Raw genomic sequence first — 15,165 nt, 5'->3', positions numbered from 1 at the left:
GTTACGGCTCCCCGTCCACCCCCGTCGACGGCGCGACGGCCGCCGCGCCGTCGCCCATCACCGCCTCGAACGTCACCACCTCTCCGACCGCGAGCACGCCGAACAAGGCGGGACTCGCCACCGGAACGACGCTCGCCGTGACGAGAAGCGCGGCGACGGCACAGAGCCACAGTATCGTGTACGACGTGTACGCGGTGAACGACCGCCCGGCCATCCGGAGCGCGTCCACCGTCGACGGCGGCGGGGAGACGCGCGCCCGGACGCTCCCGACCCGGTACGTCACCGCGAGCGCACACACCACGCCGTACCCGCCGACGAGCGAGAGCAGCAGGACCCCGCCCCGTTCGCGAGTCACACCGACGACGTAGTAGAACGCCGTCAGCCCGCCGACGGCAACCACGAGCAGGCCGAACGGGAGGCCGGCCCGAACGTTCCGACGGAAGGCCCGAGCGAACAGGCGCGCGCGCTCGCGCTCCGTCGGTGGAGCGCCGGTATCGCGACGGGTGACGACGGTCGTCACCACGTCGACGGCGGCCAGTATCGCCGGGCCGACGGTCACGAGCGGGAGCGAGGCGACTGTCGCCAGGAGGCTCGTGACGACGACCGTGACGAGTTCCGCGTACGTGATGCGGAGTACCGTCGTCGCCGTCGCGATGGGGCTCGGCCACCGTTCTGCCATCTCTTCCAACCGTCGCCGGCGCCCGAGATAAAGAGACCGGTGACCGGTCGACACGCCCGCCGTCTCACCCACCGGTGACGGGCGGACCCGTCCCGCTTCGGTCCGGCGGCCGCGGTCCGAAACCGGACGAGCGAGTTCGGGTCGCTGGCGCCTCCGCGTCGCTAGGCCGTGAGCGGCTCGGTCGTCGGCGTGAGTAAGGGACGGCTACACGGGCTAGAGAGCCGCCGGGACGGACGATTTCGGCCGACCGACCGAACTCGACCCGCTCGCCGAATGGGTCGGAACACCCGTTCCAGTTAGTAGACCAACTCGGGACACATAGTTACATCTCGATTCGTATCAAGTTGTGAATAACTCTACGAACACCCTCGTTACCGATCACGTTCTCACGTAGTCCGAGATAGGTCTGTACGCTCGAGTAGGCGTTTCGTGGATCTCACGACCGTCGCCCGGTCTAGGGAGAACACGGGGAAGGCGACGTGACCGACGCGCTCTACGATCGGCACGGCTTCGTCGGGGATCGCTCGATCGGCTGGGTCTACTCCGTCCCCGCTGTCGCGGAGAGAGACCCCGATCCGGGTCACACGGGACGGTGACGCCCGCGTGCTACGTTTCGACGAGTCTCGTTCGGGCCGCGTTCCCGACAGTCTCCTGGAGCTTGCCTCTGAACCGATCGTATCAACTACGGTATAATATAGAATGAGCGGGAAATCGTTCCCACCTCTACGCGCTCACGAACTCCGGAGTGGGAGCGTCGCGACGCCTCCGCCGTACCTACCGCGATGTCGGAATGGGGACCTGCTCTCGACGGACCGCGGGTTTCGCCGTCGGGGTGAGCCCCTCCGTTCGTACGCGGTTCCGGTCACCACGTGTGTCGGGTGACGACTCCGCGGCCGTACTGCTTCATCGCTCTCAGCAGGGGTCGTGCGGAGACACGCCGGAGTATCGATCCGTCCGGCGGTGTACTGCCGCCGAGTGACGTCTCCCAACCGGTGTGCGCCTGGAGTCGTTCGCGCTGTCGCGTCGCGGCTTCGCGCACGCGCTCTACGTCCATCGATTCGACCGCGCGGTCCTCCACGAGGACCTCACCGTCGACGACGACCGTCTCGATATCCCCCGCCGTTACCGTGTTCGTCAGTACCGATGGAAGATTGCTGTACGGCTGGTGGCGTGGGGTATCGACGTCGATAACGACGAGGTCGGCGCGTTTTCCGGGTTCGACGCTGCCGACCCGGTCGTCGAGTCCGAGTGCGCGTGCGGCGTCGATGGTGAGCATTCTGAGCAGATCGTACGAGGACCATCGCTGGGCTCCGTACTCGAAGTTCGACAACAGCCGGGCGTGTTTGGCTTCCTGCACGAGGTCCCAGGAGTCGAACCAGAACGGGTCGTCGAGGCCGATAACGACGTTCGCACCGAACCGTTGGAGCGCCGGGAGCGGGAACCAGGTTCGCTCTCCGGCTTGGAAGTAACTGTAGACGGTCGGGCAGTGAAGCACGTGTGCACCCGCGTCGGCGATCCGCCGCGCATCGTCCCGGTCCGCGTGCAACAGGTGGGTGAGCAGCGTCCGCTCGTCGAGGAGGCCGTACCGGTCGAGCAAGTCGAGTGGGTCGTCAGCGCCGCTCCCCGCGGCCATCGTATCGGCTTCGGCGGAGTCGTACAGGTGCGTGTGAAGCCGCAGTTCGGGGTAGTCGGCTCGAAGCTCGGCCACCCCCTCCCAGAGTCGCCGTGAACAGCCGGCTTCACCGCCCGGCGCGATACTCGCGGTGACACGTCCCTCGTAGGTGTCGTGGTGGGTTTCGATGAATCGACGGGCGGCCGTGAGTTGGTCGTCCGCGGATGCGGGCGTGAGAAAGTCCGCGAGCTCCGGTCCGATCACGCCGCGTAACCCGGACTCGCCGATCGCTTCCGCCCCGAGTGCCGGGGTGAAATCCATCGCGTTGACGGTCGTGACCCCGTGCGTGAGTTGCCGCAGGCAGGCGAGTTGCCACGCCGCTTCGAAGAACGAGTCACCCAGGGTCGATTCGGCGGTGTGGTACAACGCGAGGGCTTCTTCGAGCAACTCACCGCCGCCGAGTTCGCTGAAGAGGCCTTGGACGAGCGTGAAATCCGTGTGGCGATGGGCGTCGATGAGGCCGGGAATCACGACCTTGCCGCTGGCGTCGATCACGTGCTCCGCGGTCGAGTCTCGGTCACCAGGCTCGGTCGGTGCGACCGACGAGATGGTTCCATCCGTGACTCGAACGGAGCCGTCTTTCAGGATCTGATCCTCTCGATTCAGCGTAACGACGACCGCATCGTGAATCAGGAGGTCAGTCATCGTTCGACGCACACCGGTCGAACTGTGAAAGCAGTTCGGGAGGGGGATCCTCGACGGACGGGTAGCGCGGAGACCTGGCCGTCGGTGCGGTCGTCAGCATCGCTTCAGGTCGTCCGTGACGACCACGTGTTCAGTCGGTAGATGAGTCGCAGCACGTCCAGTCCGATCGCGGCTCCGACCAGGACGCCGAGAGACGACGGCGGAGTCGTCACGGTTTCGAGTACGCCGACCACGAGGACGGCGATGCCGACACGGAGGACGGTGTTCCCCGCCACGTTCTGCACCACGCTCTCCGGAACGGGCGCAGTCTCGTCGTAGCCCGCGAGGAGGAACGTCCACCCGCGGAACCTGATCAGCGCTCCCGCGATCGTCAGGAGGCACCCGACGGCCAGCCACTCCAGCGACCCCGACGTCGGTTCGATCATCGTCGCTCACACCGGTTCGGGGCTAGCTCGAACGTGGTGATCGTGCCGAACAGCGCGGTGGTGGTGTCCCGCACTTCGAGGCCCGCCTCGGAGACGAGTTCGCGCGGTTCTTGGGTCCACCGACAGCCGGTCTCGGCGTAGTGGGCGTCGGCACGCCACTCCTGGTACCTCGCGATCGGTCTCACGTCACTGTGTCCGTGTTCGACCAAGCGAATCGTTCCCTCGGGCTTGCAGACACGGCCCATCTCACGCAGCGCAGCGACGGGATCGGGGAACGTACAGGTCGACAGCGCGGATATCACCGCGTCGAAGCTGTCGTCGGCGAATTCGAGTTCCTGTGCGTCCATCTCCCGGAGGGACCCTTCGATCGCTAGCTCGGCGAGGTGGTCCTCGGCGTTCGCCAGCATCTCCGGACTGACGTCGATACCGACGAGGTCGACCGTGTCGGGGAGATACCGAAAGTTCGTTCCCGTCCCACAGGCGACGTCCAACACTCTCCCTTCGACGTCTCCGAATCGATCCCGACGATAGCGACCTACGACGATACGGTCGATCCATTCGAAGCGGCGCATCCGGTCCGCGTATTCGGCGTACGAGTCCTTGATCTCCGAAACCGACATCGGCCGGTTCGCGGCCGCGTCGGCATCGTTTCGGTCGTGGTTGGGGTTCATCTGATCGGGTTTCTCAGTCGATGGTCTCGTCGTCGGTCGATACCTCGCAGAACCGTTCGAGGAACGTCTTACGGTCGGTTCGGCCGGCGCCGGCCGCCACGAGCGCCTCCTCGAGTCCCTCGCGGTTCCGATGACAGCACTCGCGGTGACAGGGCTTACAGAGGTACTCGAACTGCTTGCCCTCGCGGTCCCAGCGATCACCGTGTTTGTCGTACTCGCGGGCGTCCCCGCGGTCGAGCGTCTCGCCGCAGGCGATGCAGGTCACCCGCTGGCCGGCGTCGCTCCCCCGCAGCGTCGAGGAGGGCGTCGTCACCGGTCCACCTCCCCCATGATGGTGTCGAGGCTCCCGAGGGTCGCGACGAGGTCGGGGACGTACTCCCCCTCCGCCATCGCCGGCAGCGCCGACAGATTCGAGAACGACGGCCCGCGGATCTTGAACCGGGCGGGGGTCTCGGTGCCGTCGGCACGGATGTAGATCCCGAGTTCGCCCTTGGCACCCTCGACGGCTCTGTAACACTCGCCCGAGGGCTTCAGCGTCCGCGGGACGTTGGCCTGACAGACCCGCTCCTCGGTCGGCCAGTCTTCGAGCAGGTCTACGCACTGTTCCACGATGGCTGCCGACTCCTCGATCTCCCGTAAGCGGACGAGTACGCGGGCGAAGTTGTCACATCCGTCTTCGGTGACGACATCCCACTCCAAGCGGTCGTAGTAGCCGTAGGAGTCGTCCCGCCGGAGGTCGTAGTCGATGCCGGAGCCGCGGGCGACCGGCCCCGTACAGCCGTACTGTTTGGCGACTTCCGGCGGCAGTTCACCGGTGTCGACACAGCGAACCTGGAAGACTTCGTTGCTCGTAAGCAAGTTGTGATACTCCTCTAGCTTCCGTGGGAGGACGTCCGTGAACGCACGCACGTCCTCGAAGAACTCCTCGCGAGGTTCGGGGAGGTCCCAGACGACGCCGCCGACCCGGAAGTAGTTAAACATCATCCGCTGGCCGGTCAGATCCTCTAGGAGGTCTTGGACGACCTCCCGGTCCCGGAAACCGTACATGAAGGCGGCAGTGAACTCGCCGCTGACGTCCAGAGCGTACATGGCAGTGGCTAGCAGGTGCGAGAGGATGCGCGACAGTTCGGCGCTCATCGTCCGGATGACCTTGGCGTACTCCGGAACGTCGATATCCGCGAGGTCCTCGATGACGCGGGCGTAGGCCCACTCGTTGAGCAGCCCCGCGCCACCCCAATCCCAGCGGTCGGGATAGGGCATGATCTGGTGGCGGTAGGTGCCCCGCTGGCACATCTGTTCCTCACACCGGTGGATGTAGCCGATGTCCGGTTCGACGTCCGCCACCCGTTCGCCGTCGAGGACCGCCTCCAGGTGGAGCACACCGTGGGTCGACGGATGGTGCGGCCCGATGTTGAGGAACATCGTATCGCCTTGCCGACTGTCGTTCCGGACGGGGTTGGCGTGCTCGCGGAGCGTCACGACCTGAGGCTGGTCCTGGTCGTACTCCGTCCGGAGCGGGTGGCCCTGCCACGTCTCCGGAAGCAGAATGCGCCGGAGGTCGGGGTGGTCCTCGTACTCGATGCCCACGAGGTCGTACGCCTCCCGTTCGTGCCACTCGGCCGTCCGGTACACCGGGGCGGCCGACTCGCTGACCGGATCGTCGTTTGTCGTCGGGACGACGACCGACAGCTCGCGCGTCCGGTCGTCGTAGCTGGTGAGGTGATACACCGTCTCGAAGCGGTCGTCGTACTCCTGGGCGGTCACACACGAGCAGTGGTCGAGTCCTGCCTCGGAGCGAACTGTCGAGAGGACCTTCCGAACGTGGTCGGCCCGAATCACGAGTGCGGGAGCGTTCCCGTGGGACTCACGGCTGACGATGGCGTCGTCCGGGAGGGCTGTGACCACCTCGTTTACGAACTGGTCGGTGGTCGAGCGTCTCTGCCGTTGCATTGTCGACGGGTATCGGTTTCCGGCGTGGCTCAGTAGGCACGCTGCCTCATCCGTGGTGTCGTTTATGTGGTAGAAGCCGTAGCTGTTTACCTCCGCGCACACCTGGTCGCTGTATGCGATATCTCACAGTGCTGGTCAAACCAGATGGAGGGAGGGCGTTCCATCCGCTCGGGAGAGAACTGGCGGACGACCCGTCTATTAATCGAAGAGCCATTCACCATATCGAACTGCTCGATGACGACACCGTCCTCCTGTTTGCCGAGGCGAGCGGCAGTAAGGACCGATACGAACAGATCATGGAGGGGTCTCCGCACGTCGTCAGCTATCTCACCGCCGGCGATACCCGGTGGATGGCCGTGAGTCAGTTCGAACCGACGGACGCGGTTCGCCGGTCGCTCGAACTACAACGGGAGACGCTTCTGGTGGTCGAGACTCCTATTCGCTTCACGTCCGATAACCAGCTTAAAGTCACGTACATCGGAACCGACGAGACGTTCAGCAAACTGTACGAGTACGCCGACGAGATGGACCAACTCACGTTCGACGTTCTCAAGATGGGTGATTACGAAGCCGACGCATCGTCGGTCAACAGGGTGATCACATCGAGACAAGAGGAGGTGCTCGAGACGGCAGTCGATCTGGGGTACTACAGTGACCCCCGCCAATCGTCTCTCGAAGAGATCGGCGAGGCTATCGGTATCTCCCCCGGAACGGTCGGGGAACACCTTCGGAAAGCCGAAGAACGCGTGTTCACCGAACTCGTTCACTGACTCCCGCTTCTCACCTGCCGTGGCGACGCACTGACCCCACCAGACCGCGGTTGCGATCGAGGATTCAAAAGGAGCCACACCGATGTGGCAGTTCTCGTATTCAACTCCGTCTCGCATCTTCACCCACGGCTACCACGATGTCGACAACGAAACCACCCACGACCACGGAGACGGTTCCGGACACGGATGCATCGCTACTCACCGACCAGGGCGTCGAGTCCACCTATCGCGACATCAACGACGTGCAGTTACACGTCGTCGCCGCCGGCGACCCCGACGCGCCACTGGTCGTCCTCCTGCACGGACATCCCGATTTCTGGTACGGCTGGCGCGATCAGATCCGTTCGCTCGTCGAGGCCGATTTCCGCGTGGTCGTCCCCGACCAGCGGGGCTGTAACCTGAGCGACGCACCCGACGGGATCGACGCCTATCGACAGTCGGAACTCGTCGCTGACGTGCGCGAACTGATCCGGAGTGAGGGACGCGAGTCGGCTCACGTCGTCGGCCACGACTTCGGTGGGTTCGTCGCGTGGAACGTCGCACTCCGACACCCCTCCGTGGTCGATCGACTCGGGATACTCAACGTCCCACATCCGACCGTGTATCGGGAGACGTTACGGTTCAGTCCCGAGCAGATCGCACGGAGTTGGTACGTCTGGTTCTACCAGGTGCCGAGGCTCCCCGAGTGGCTGTTGGCTCGGAACGATATGGCCAATCTGGTCGATTCGCTCGAGATAACGTCCAACCCCGGAACGTTCGACGACGAGACGATCGCCTGCTACAAGGCCGCTTGGCGCCACACTGGAGTCACACCGAGAATCAACTGGTATCGCGGATTCCGTCGGTCGGACGGTCCACCGCGCGACACCGTTACTCGGCCGACGCTGATCTGTTGGGGTGAAGACGACATAGCGCTCCGTCCCTCGATGGCCGAACGAAGCGTCGACTACTGCGAAGACGGCCGGCTACGGACGTTCCCTGACGCGTCCCATTGGGTACATCACGAACGTGACGAGGTTAGTGAGGCGCTATGCCGGCATCTCTCGTAACGACGATCACGCACTCGTGACGTGTACTTGAAGAGGCCGAAACGCCACGACTCGGGCACAAGCGAACGTGTTGTACGACCGGGACCCGGTCGGCGCCGTCCTTCATTCGATTTCGGGATACGACATCACCACACTCCTCTCGGCAAGTACGCCGCCGAGTGGGCCGTTTCGTCGAAACACGCGTGTGCAGATCAGCAAGGAGGCAGAACGTGACGGTGTCGTCGTCGACGGGTAACCGGGATCGGATGCCGTTCCTTCTCCTCCCACTTGCCGACCGTAGCCGGCAGCGACAGCGCGGGCGCCGGGTTGTACCTGCCGCTCGTGTTCGCCCCGGCGGCCTGCCTGCCGCCCTCGTAGTGGAGTCGTGAACGGACCGTTCGGATTCGAGGCGACCGGCCGTTCGGATCGGCGGGGCGGAGCGGTGGACCGGCTCGTCCCGGGGCCGCCCTACAGGTCGCTCCGGCGGAGGATCCGCCGGCCGGACGCCTCCAGCCGGTCGAGGTGGTTCGCCGCAGTCGGGTTGTGGATCAGCCCGTTCCGCTTGACGACGGTCCCGTCGACGATGACGGTGTCGACGTTGCCGATGCCGGACTGGAGGACGACCGTCTCGACGGGGTCGTGGACCGGTGCGGTGTTGAGGTCGTCCGTGTCGATCAGGGTGATGTCGGCGCGCTTGCCGGGCGTCAGTGACCCGATCTCGTCCGCGAGCCCCAGCGCGCGCGCGCCTTCGATGGTCGCGAACTCCAGCGCGCGGTGGACGGTCGGTGACACCGACTGGATCTGCTCGCCACGCTCGACGACCGGCTGGTTGGCGAGCCCGCGCTGGACCTGCAGCGCCATCCGCGTCTGCGTGAACATATCGTCGCTCACGTTCGAAACGACGTCGACGCCGACCGACGGGACCGCGCCCGCCTCGAGTGCGTCACCGAGCGCCGGCATCCCCATCCCCATCTGGAGTTCGACCTCCGGGGTCGTCGACACCGACCCGCCCGACTCGCCGATGAGCCGGAACTCCTCGTCCGTCAGCCGGTTGCCGTGGACGTAGTTGAGGTCGTCACCGAGCAGGCCGAGTTCGTCCAGTTTCGCGACGCCGCCGGAGCCTAGCGAGCCGACGTGCATCGACGCCGGGACGCCGAGTTCGCGCGCGAGTTCGATGTCCGACGCGACCACCTCGTCGGTCGAGTAGTCGGGCCCGCGGATCCCCATCGCGAGCGTGCGCAGGCCGTCGTCGCTCGGGAAGCGCTCCGTCGCGAGCCGCCGGACGTCGTCGGGGTGGGTGACGCTACTGTTCTCCCACCACCGCGCGCTATCGTCGCCGGGCGGGCCGTGTGCGAACAGCGACCGGATGCCGGCATCGCGGAGTCCGTCGATGGCGCGGTCGGTGTGTTCGGGCGTGTTGGCGATGTGGAACCAGTCGAGCACCGTCGTCGTGCCGGCATTGAGCTGCTGGACGGCGCCGAAGAGGTTGCCGAGGTACGCGTCCTCGGGCCGGTAGTGGCTACTGATCTCACCGAGCATCTTCACGAGGTACTCTTGGAACGTCCAGTCACCGGCGATCCCGCGGACGCTCGACTCCCACGTGTGGAGGTGGGCGTTGACGAACCCCGGGACGACGATCGAGTCGCTCGCGTCAACGACGTCCGCCGCCGGGGCGTCGACGCTCTCGCCGATCAGTTCGATCCGGCCATCGCGAACGAACACGTCGGCGTCGTGGAGGATCCCGTAGTCGGGGTCGACCGTGACGACAGTGCCGTCCTCGATCAGGAGTGGGTTCCCCGAGCCGTCACCCTCCCCGGCCCCCGCGTCGGCGCCGCCGTCGTCGCCGGACACCGCGCCGCCGAGCGACGCGAACGAGAGGCCCGCGAGCGCAGCGCCGCCGAGTTTGACATAGTCCCGTCGGGAGACGTCCGATCCGGTTCCGCCTGCGGCTTCGTCCTCTGTCATTGCAGTCGGCCCTCGGGGGTGGACGGAGGTACATCCGCGTTCGGAATGTTCCAACCGACGTATAGTAGAAATAACACGAGTGCGGGGACGAAGCGTGCGATGCACGATCGGGTTACGACCGGCGGCGTCAGTCGGATCCCGTGGCCGCCGGCGACCGGGCGGGGGCGCCCGCCTCGTCGGCGAGAAACGCCCGTGCGAGCCCCGCTTCCGCCCGCGTGACCCGGTACTGGAGTGTCGACGTCGGGAGCCCCTCGGAGTCCGCGATCTCTTGGAGCGAGGCGCGCCGGGGCCGTTCGTAGTAGCCGTACGCGACCGCGAGTTCGATCGCCTCGCGCTGTTCGACCGACAGCGCCGGCGCCGCCGGCCGGCGATCGTGCCAGTCGGACGCGTGTTCGACGCGGTCGAACTCCAGCGTGAGCCCCTCGCGGAGGTTGCGGTCGAGTTCGTCGTACACGTCGCTCATCGCCGCGTCGTCGGCCGCGAGAATCTGCCACCGGTACTCCCCGTGCCGCTGTCGCGCCCGGAGGAGCAGGCCGTCGCCGAGGTATTCCGCCGCGAGGTACGGGATGGACCGACAGCCCCGGCCCTCCGACTGCCGCGAGTACACTACCCGGCCGGTCGGGTACGACCCGAGCACCTCGTACTCCCAGTCGACCTCGCAGCCGCCCATCCCTCGGAGGCTCGAACACCGCGAGAGCCCCTCCAGCGCCCGGTCGTACGCCCCGAGCGCCTCACGGGGTCCGGTAACCTCGTCGACTCGCCACATCGTGTTCCCGGTGACGTGACACGAACGCGTGTGCGACGAGAGACTCGGGTTGTCGATGTAGACGTCCATCAGGTCGTCCGCGCCCTCGTCGTACGTGACGACGAACTCGAACTCGCGCATTCCCTCCTCGTCGGGCGCCAACGGGTATGAACGCTCGGTTGGAACATACCGAACGGCGATCGGTCGACGAGGGGACGGCGTCGGGTCGTCCCGACTGGGTGGCGATTCGAGTCCGCGACGAATCTCGCACGCTCTCACGAATGTGCGTACTCACAGCGTGCGACCGTCCGCAGTCAGCCACTAGTATCGACGGCCTCAGTCGCCGAAATAGGCCGAAAGCATAATCGAAGACCCAACTACGGATAGTGAACCACCTATCAACAGTACCACTGTCTGGAGTTGAACCGTAGCTACAGACTCTGAAACGGCTGGATTCGAGAGTATCAGCAAACTGCCACAGGTACAGATGCTGAGTCCTCCGTTATCCATCAGGCGGATAACTGTTCCACGATACGCGTAAATACCTGCTCTTGACAGTACCTACGACGCTTGTACGGATCGATAGAGTAAAGCGAATGGTGTAGCCGATACGCACCGTGTTTTTCAGCAGACTCACACAAACCCATCATCGACAGAGGGTTTCGACGAGGCCACTCATCTCCACGCGATACGGCGAGTACTACACCGATTGACGAGCCTCGCGAATGCGATCCGCGTGGTCGCCGGACCAGCGGCCGAACCCGGCGAGGGGGTCGCGGTCGTCGTCGAGAACCCGTCGGAGGATGGCGTCGTAACTCTCGCTCACGCCGACGGCGGTCGAGTTTCGTCTTCACTGCGCCGCTCATCCGTACCTGTTCGTCGGCGCTGGCCGTTCGTGTGTCGACGCGAGTGGTGGCCGACTCGGATGTTGGTCTCCCCCTAGCGGCCGAAAAGAGGCCCGTGAAGCATCGCCATCCTCGTCGACCCGTAGAGCGCGTCGTGGGCGGGGTTGTCGACGAACGAGAACAGCGCTTCGCGCGCCTCGAACGACCGGAGTTGGCGGTCGTGGTCACCGTGGCGCTCGGACAGTAGCCGTCGCTCGTCGGTGGTAGAGTGACGGGGTAGGTCGGGCAGCGGCAACTACACGTGGAAACCACGTGAGTTGAAAGGTGACTGTCCGACCGTGCCGTCCGTCTCCTACTCCCCGCTGTGGCTACAAAACCCCTCCGATGCCCTGTGCGTGCGTATCGGATCGGTACAGTCCACAGATGGCATCCCCCTCAATAGGGCTCGTAGGCGTCGAATTGGTGAACGGCACGACGATAGGCGCTCCAAGCAACCAAGACACCGCCACCGATCAGTAGCCCCCCAAATCCGAGGCGGAACGTAGCGAGAGGTATCGCTTGAATCGCGGCACCCCCATCGCTCAGCAGTTCGGCGAGATCCGCAAGCCCCCCGCCACTCGCGACGAGACTGATCGCGAACCCAGGGACATAGCCCGCTCCCGAAACGGCTAGCTGAACCAGTTGTGGTGCCGCGATGAGTCCAACCAACGCGACTCCGGGGACCCAGACCAACAGGACGTGGAGAATTCCAGCGAGTAGTCCGGGCGGTCGTACCTCGTCACTATTCCCGATTCGGATCGCACTGAACCGGGGAAATCGCATCCCTATCAGCGGTGCTACCACCGCCCCAACTATCGAGAGGAAACAGCTAGCCAGCGCTACCCCGACCGCCGGAAGCCAGGCATATCCACCGCCGATAGCTGCCCCGAGTGTCACGGTCGCGACGACCGGGAGGAAGAGCAGACTCGGCGTGATCAGGCCCCGGACGAACGCGCGGCCGGAAACGGTCGTCAGTGTGATCGGCAAGACGGAGCCCTCGTCACCGAGCGGGTTGAGACCGAACGCTGCCGAGGCGATCCAGCCCCCGGCCACAGCGACAGCAGGACCGACCACCGCTACCGACCCGTCACCCTGCAACACCAGATTCACCACTGCAGATCCGATCCCGAAGACCGGGATCAGCAGGAAGTTGAGCCGCTGTGGCTCTCGTCGCGCCCGAAGCAAGGCCCATTCCGCGACGGTTCGTGTCGGGCCGGTTACGACTGGCACCCCGAGGGGGCTGATAGCGCCCGCAAGCGCACCTCGGCCTTCCGCGCGCACCGACTTCCGCTCGTCACTATCCGTCGAGACATCAACCGGCTCGTCGAACCACAGCGAGGTAGCGATGCGCTCGGCGAACCATCCTCCACCGACCACCACGGCGACAGCCGCGATCAGGCCCCCGGTAGCGTACGTGACCGACCACTCGATAGGCGTCCCTATCACGAGGAGGTCCGCAACCCAGCCGAGTGGAACGACTCCGAGTAGAGCGGTACTGAGCGAAATCGGGAGCATCGGCATCTGAAACAGGAAGTAGACGCCGAAGAACAACGCGACGATGATGACCCCTAAGGCAGTCTCGTGACGGGCGAAAAACGGGACTCGGGCGACGAGCCACGCGGCGACGTACCCGACCACGCGGCCAGCGACGACTGCACTGACGACGTACAGGCCCCCGATTAGAGGTATCAGAAGGAGGCTCACTACCGAGTTGAACGCGTAGGCAGTACCGAGCGTACCGAGGAGTCCGATCGGAAGGGCGTAGGAGAACACCCGCAGGCTCTCGGCGATGATGCCCCCGACGACGGCAGTTCGAGCCGACACCGTCGTCAGCGCGAACGATTCGGCGACGGGTTCGCTGTGAGCCGCCGTCGTTCGCTGAGCGAGCATGAACACCGCGAAGAACCAGAACATCGCGACGAACCCGCGTATCGTTGCGTTCATCGAGACGTCCAAGTCAGCTCCCCGAACCTCGGGGGCGAACAGGAATGCGAATCCCGTCACGAGTAGCGTCGGGACGAGCACTCCGCCGGCCAAGAGGAGGAATCGACCTGTATCGTCACGAATCGCTCGGACCGACCGTCGGTAGTCGAACCACCCCATCCGAGCGGCGTGGCCAAGCCACCCGGCCTCAGCCATCGGTCTTCTCCTCACCGATAGCGGAGTCGGTGGAATTCGTCGACTGCTCGTCAGTGTCGGTTGTGAGTTCGAGGAACGCGTCTTCCAGCGAGCGCGTCTCGCCGGTCTCCGCACGCTGTTGAAGGTCAGTGGGCGTTCCTTCCGCGACGAGTTCCCCATCGTAGAGGATGCCCACCGTATCGGCGACCTCCTCGACGACTGGGAGGATATGTGTCGAGAGGAAGACGGTCGTTCCCTCGGTCGCGAGTTCGACGACGAGTTCCCGGAGCGTCCGGGCGGCACGCGGGTCGAGTCCGGAGGTGGGCTCGTCGAGGAAGATCACGTCCGGTTCGTGGAGGACCGCTTGCACGAACGCGACCTTCTGACGCATCCCCTTCGAGTAGTCCTCGATCCGAGTTGCGGCGTCGTCGGACGAGAGACCGAGCCGATCGAGTAGGGAGTCGATGCGCTCGCGAGCGGGCGCCGACGGAAGGTCACGCAACCCAGCGGCGTACTCCAACTGTTCGTAGGCCGTCGCGTGATCGTACAGCGGCGGCTCCTCGGGCAGGTAGCCGATGTGCGGGCGAAGCCCATCGCGGTCGGTGATGTCGGCACCGACGACCGTGCCCGACCCGCTCGTCGGGCGAACGAGACCGGTCAACATACGCATCGTCGTCGTCTTTCCGGCCCCGTTGGGACCGAGGAAGCCGTAGACGACCCCCTCGGAAATCGAGAGGGCGAGGTCGTCTACCGCCAGGGTGTCTCCGTAGCGTTTCGTCAGCGCGGTCGTCTCGATTGCGGTCATGGTGTGTCTGGAGTGGGTGTCAGCGGCGGGTGAACAGCGAGTAGAGGATACAGAGGAGTCCACAGACCTCGATCAACCGGCTCGTCACCGGCAGGTAGAACGAGTAGAGGCGGGAGCCGAGAGCGAGCGCGTTCCCGAGTGAGGCTGCGGCGATCGACAGCGCGAATGGGGCGACCGTGACCAACGCGAGGCCGAGCGCGAGGAACAACATCCGTCGGCTCTCGTTGCGCCGGTAGCCGCGGAACGCCTGAAACACGATGTACAGTCCCAAGACCATCGCGACTAGCGTGACCGCGAGATGGATCAGATAGTCGGTGTACGCCTGTTCGACGGCGAACTGAAGCGGAGCCATCGATCAGATCCCCTCCCAGAGGTCGGTGAACCGGTCCGCGACGTCGTCGGCGGGAGCCTGTTCGAGGGTGACCTGAAGGTCGCCGTCTTCGAGTTCGACGGTGAGACGTTCGAGCCGAGCACTGTAGACGCTGTAGTGGTGGCCGTCCTCGGCGACCTCGGTCTGTTCGGCGAGGAGTCCGCAGTCGATGAGGCGGTCGACACGTCGGTAGACCGTCGGGAGGGAGGCGTCACATTCCTCGCTGAGTGTTTTTGCGGACATCGGTTGGGAACTCGTTGCAGTGAGGATCGCCCGCGCATACGCGTCGTCGAGCAGCGCGAACAGTTCGGTCGGAGACTCATCCCCACCCACGGGTATCCGTCTCTTCTCTATCCGGTAAAATACACGCTCGACTTTCCGAGTCGGAAAAACGGCGTCCCACTATACGGTGAGTGGTCCCATCACCTCGGGTGCCGT

Annotated in this window: 15 protein-coding genes; 2 read left to right on the top strand and 13 right to left on the bottom strand. The window is 65.0% G+C overall.

All coding sequences use genetic code 11. The features are described from left to right. Position 1 precedes the first annotated feature (1 nt). From K933_RS02245 to K933_RS02220, 6 genes are all read right to left on the bottom strand, one after another. Positions 2 to 679, bottom strand: coding sequence for a DUF624 domain-containing protein (locus K933_RS02245; protein WP_023393052.1), 678 nt, complete (start codon positions 677 to 679; stop codon positions 2 to 4). Between the two features lie 862 nt (positions 680 to 1,541). Continuing rightward, on the bottom strand, positions 1,542 to 2,996 hold the full coding sequence (locus tag K933_RS02240) for an amidohydrolase family protein (protein ID WP_049947508.1): 1,455 nt from the start codon (positions 2,994 to 2,996) through the stop codon (positions 1,542 to 1,544). 104 nt (positions 2,997 to 3,100) lie between these two features. After that, positions 3,101 to 3,421: a hypothetical protein gene (locus tag K933_RS02235; RefSeq protein ID WP_023393050.1), complete on the bottom strand. Its 321-nt coding sequence runs from the start codon at positions 3,419 to 3,421 to the stop codon at positions 3,101 to 3,103. Beyond that, the gene (locus tag K933_RS02230) at positions 3,418 to 4,092 is read right to left on the bottom strand and encodes a class I SAM-dependent methyltransferase (RefSeq protein ID WP_023393049.1); all 675 of its coding nucleotides are present in this window, start codon (positions 4,090 to 4,092) and stop codon (positions 3,418 to 3,420) included. Before K933_RS02230 ends, K933_RS02235 begins: the two co-directional genes overlap by 4 nt. A 13-nt stretch (positions 4,093 to 4,105) precedes the next feature. Continuing rightward, a complete protein-coding gene (locus tag K933_RS02225) occupies positions 4,106 to 4,405 on the bottom strand; it encodes a DUF7562 family protein (protein ID WP_023393048.1) in 300 nt (99 codons plus the stop codon). Beyond that, positions 4,402 to 6,042, bottom strand: coding sequence for an NADH-quinone oxidoreductase subunit D (locus K933_RS02220; protein ID WP_023393047.1), 1,641 nt, complete (start codon positions 6,040 to 6,042; stop codon positions 4,402 to 4,404). The genes K933_RS02225 and K933_RS02220 overlap by 4 nt, the downstream gene beginning before the upstream one ends. Positions 6,043 to 6,155: 113 nt before the next feature. Between K933_RS02220 and K933_RS02215 the strand changes: the two genes are divergently transcribed. Together K933_RS02215 and K933_RS17360 are read left to right on the top strand one after the other, a co-directional pair. Further along, positions 6,156 to 6,812: a helix-turn-helix domain-containing protein gene (locus K933_RS02215; protein WP_049947507.1), complete on the top strand. Its 657-nt coding sequence runs from the start codon at positions 6,156 to 6,158 to the stop codon at positions 6,810 to 6,812. A 137-nt stretch (positions 6,813 to 6,949) separates the two neighbouring features. After that, positions 6,950 to 7,861 carry an alpha/beta fold hydrolase gene (locus K933_RS17360; RefSeq protein WP_023393045.1) on the top strand — a complete coding sequence of 304 codons (912 nt, stop codon included), beginning with the start codon at positions 6,950 to 6,952 and terminating at the stop codon, positions 7,859 to 7,861. A 447-nt stretch (positions 7,862 to 8,308) separates the two neighbouring features. Here the strand turns inward: K933_RS17360 and K933_RS02205 are convergent, their stop codons facing one another. The 7 genes from K933_RS02205 to K933_RS02175 form a co-directional block, all read right to left on the bottom strand. Continuing rightward, a complete protein-coding gene (locus K933_RS02205; RefSeq protein ID WP_023393044.1) occupies positions 8,309 to 9,805 on the bottom strand; it encodes an amidohydrolase family protein in 1,497 nt (498 codons plus the stop codon). Positions 9,806 to 9,932: 127 nt separating this feature from the next. Continuing rightward, complete coding sequence (locus K933_RS02200; protein WP_023393043.1) at positions 9,933 to 10,691, bottom strand: helix-turn-helix domain-containing protein; 759 nt, start codon at positions 10,689 to 10,691, stop codon at positions 9,933 to 9,935. 798 nt (positions 10,692 to 11,489) lie between these two features. Then, positions 11,490 to 11,690, bottom strand: coding sequence for a hypothetical protein (locus K933_RS02195; protein ID WP_049947505.1), 201 nt, complete (start codon positions 11,688 to 11,690; stop codon positions 11,490 to 11,492). Positions 11,691 to 11,830: 140 nt separating this feature from the next. Next, the gene (locus K933_RS02190) at positions 11,831 to 13,573 is read right to left on the bottom strand and encodes a hypothetical protein (protein WP_200862273.1); all 1,743 of its coding nucleotides are present in this window, start codon (positions 13,571 to 13,573) and stop codon (positions 11,831 to 11,833) included. Then, a complete protein-coding gene (locus tag K933_RS02185) occupies positions 13,566 to 14,357 on the bottom strand; it encodes an ABC transporter ATP-binding protein (RefSeq protein ID WP_023393041.1) in 792 nt (263 codons plus the stop codon). The genes K933_RS02190 and K933_RS02185 overlap by 8 nt, the downstream gene beginning before the upstream one ends. Before the next feature lie 19 nt (positions 14,358 to 14,376). After that, positions 14,377 to 14,709 carry a DUF7521 family protein gene (locus K933_RS02180; protein ID WP_023393040.1) on the bottom strand — a complete coding sequence of 111 codons (333 nt, stop codon included), beginning with the start codon at positions 14,707 to 14,709 and terminating at the stop codon, positions 14,377 to 14,379. A 3-nt stretch (positions 14,710 to 14,712) separates the two neighbouring features. Next, entirely contained in the window at positions 14,713 to 15,060 is a 348-nt protein-coding gene (locus tag K933_RS02175) for a winged helix-turn-helix domain-containing protein (RefSeq protein WP_049947504.1), read from the bottom strand. Positions 15,061 to 15,165: the final 105 nt, after the last annotated feature.

It is taken from the genome of Candidatus Halobonum tyrrellensis G22 (assembly GCF_000495475.1).
GTDB lineage: Archaea > Halobacteriota > Halobacteria > Halobacteriales > Haloferacaceae > Halobonum > Halobonum tyrrellense.
The sequence above is the reverse complement of the archived record's forward strand: the minus strand, read 5'-3'. Positions and strand labels throughout refer to the sequence as shown.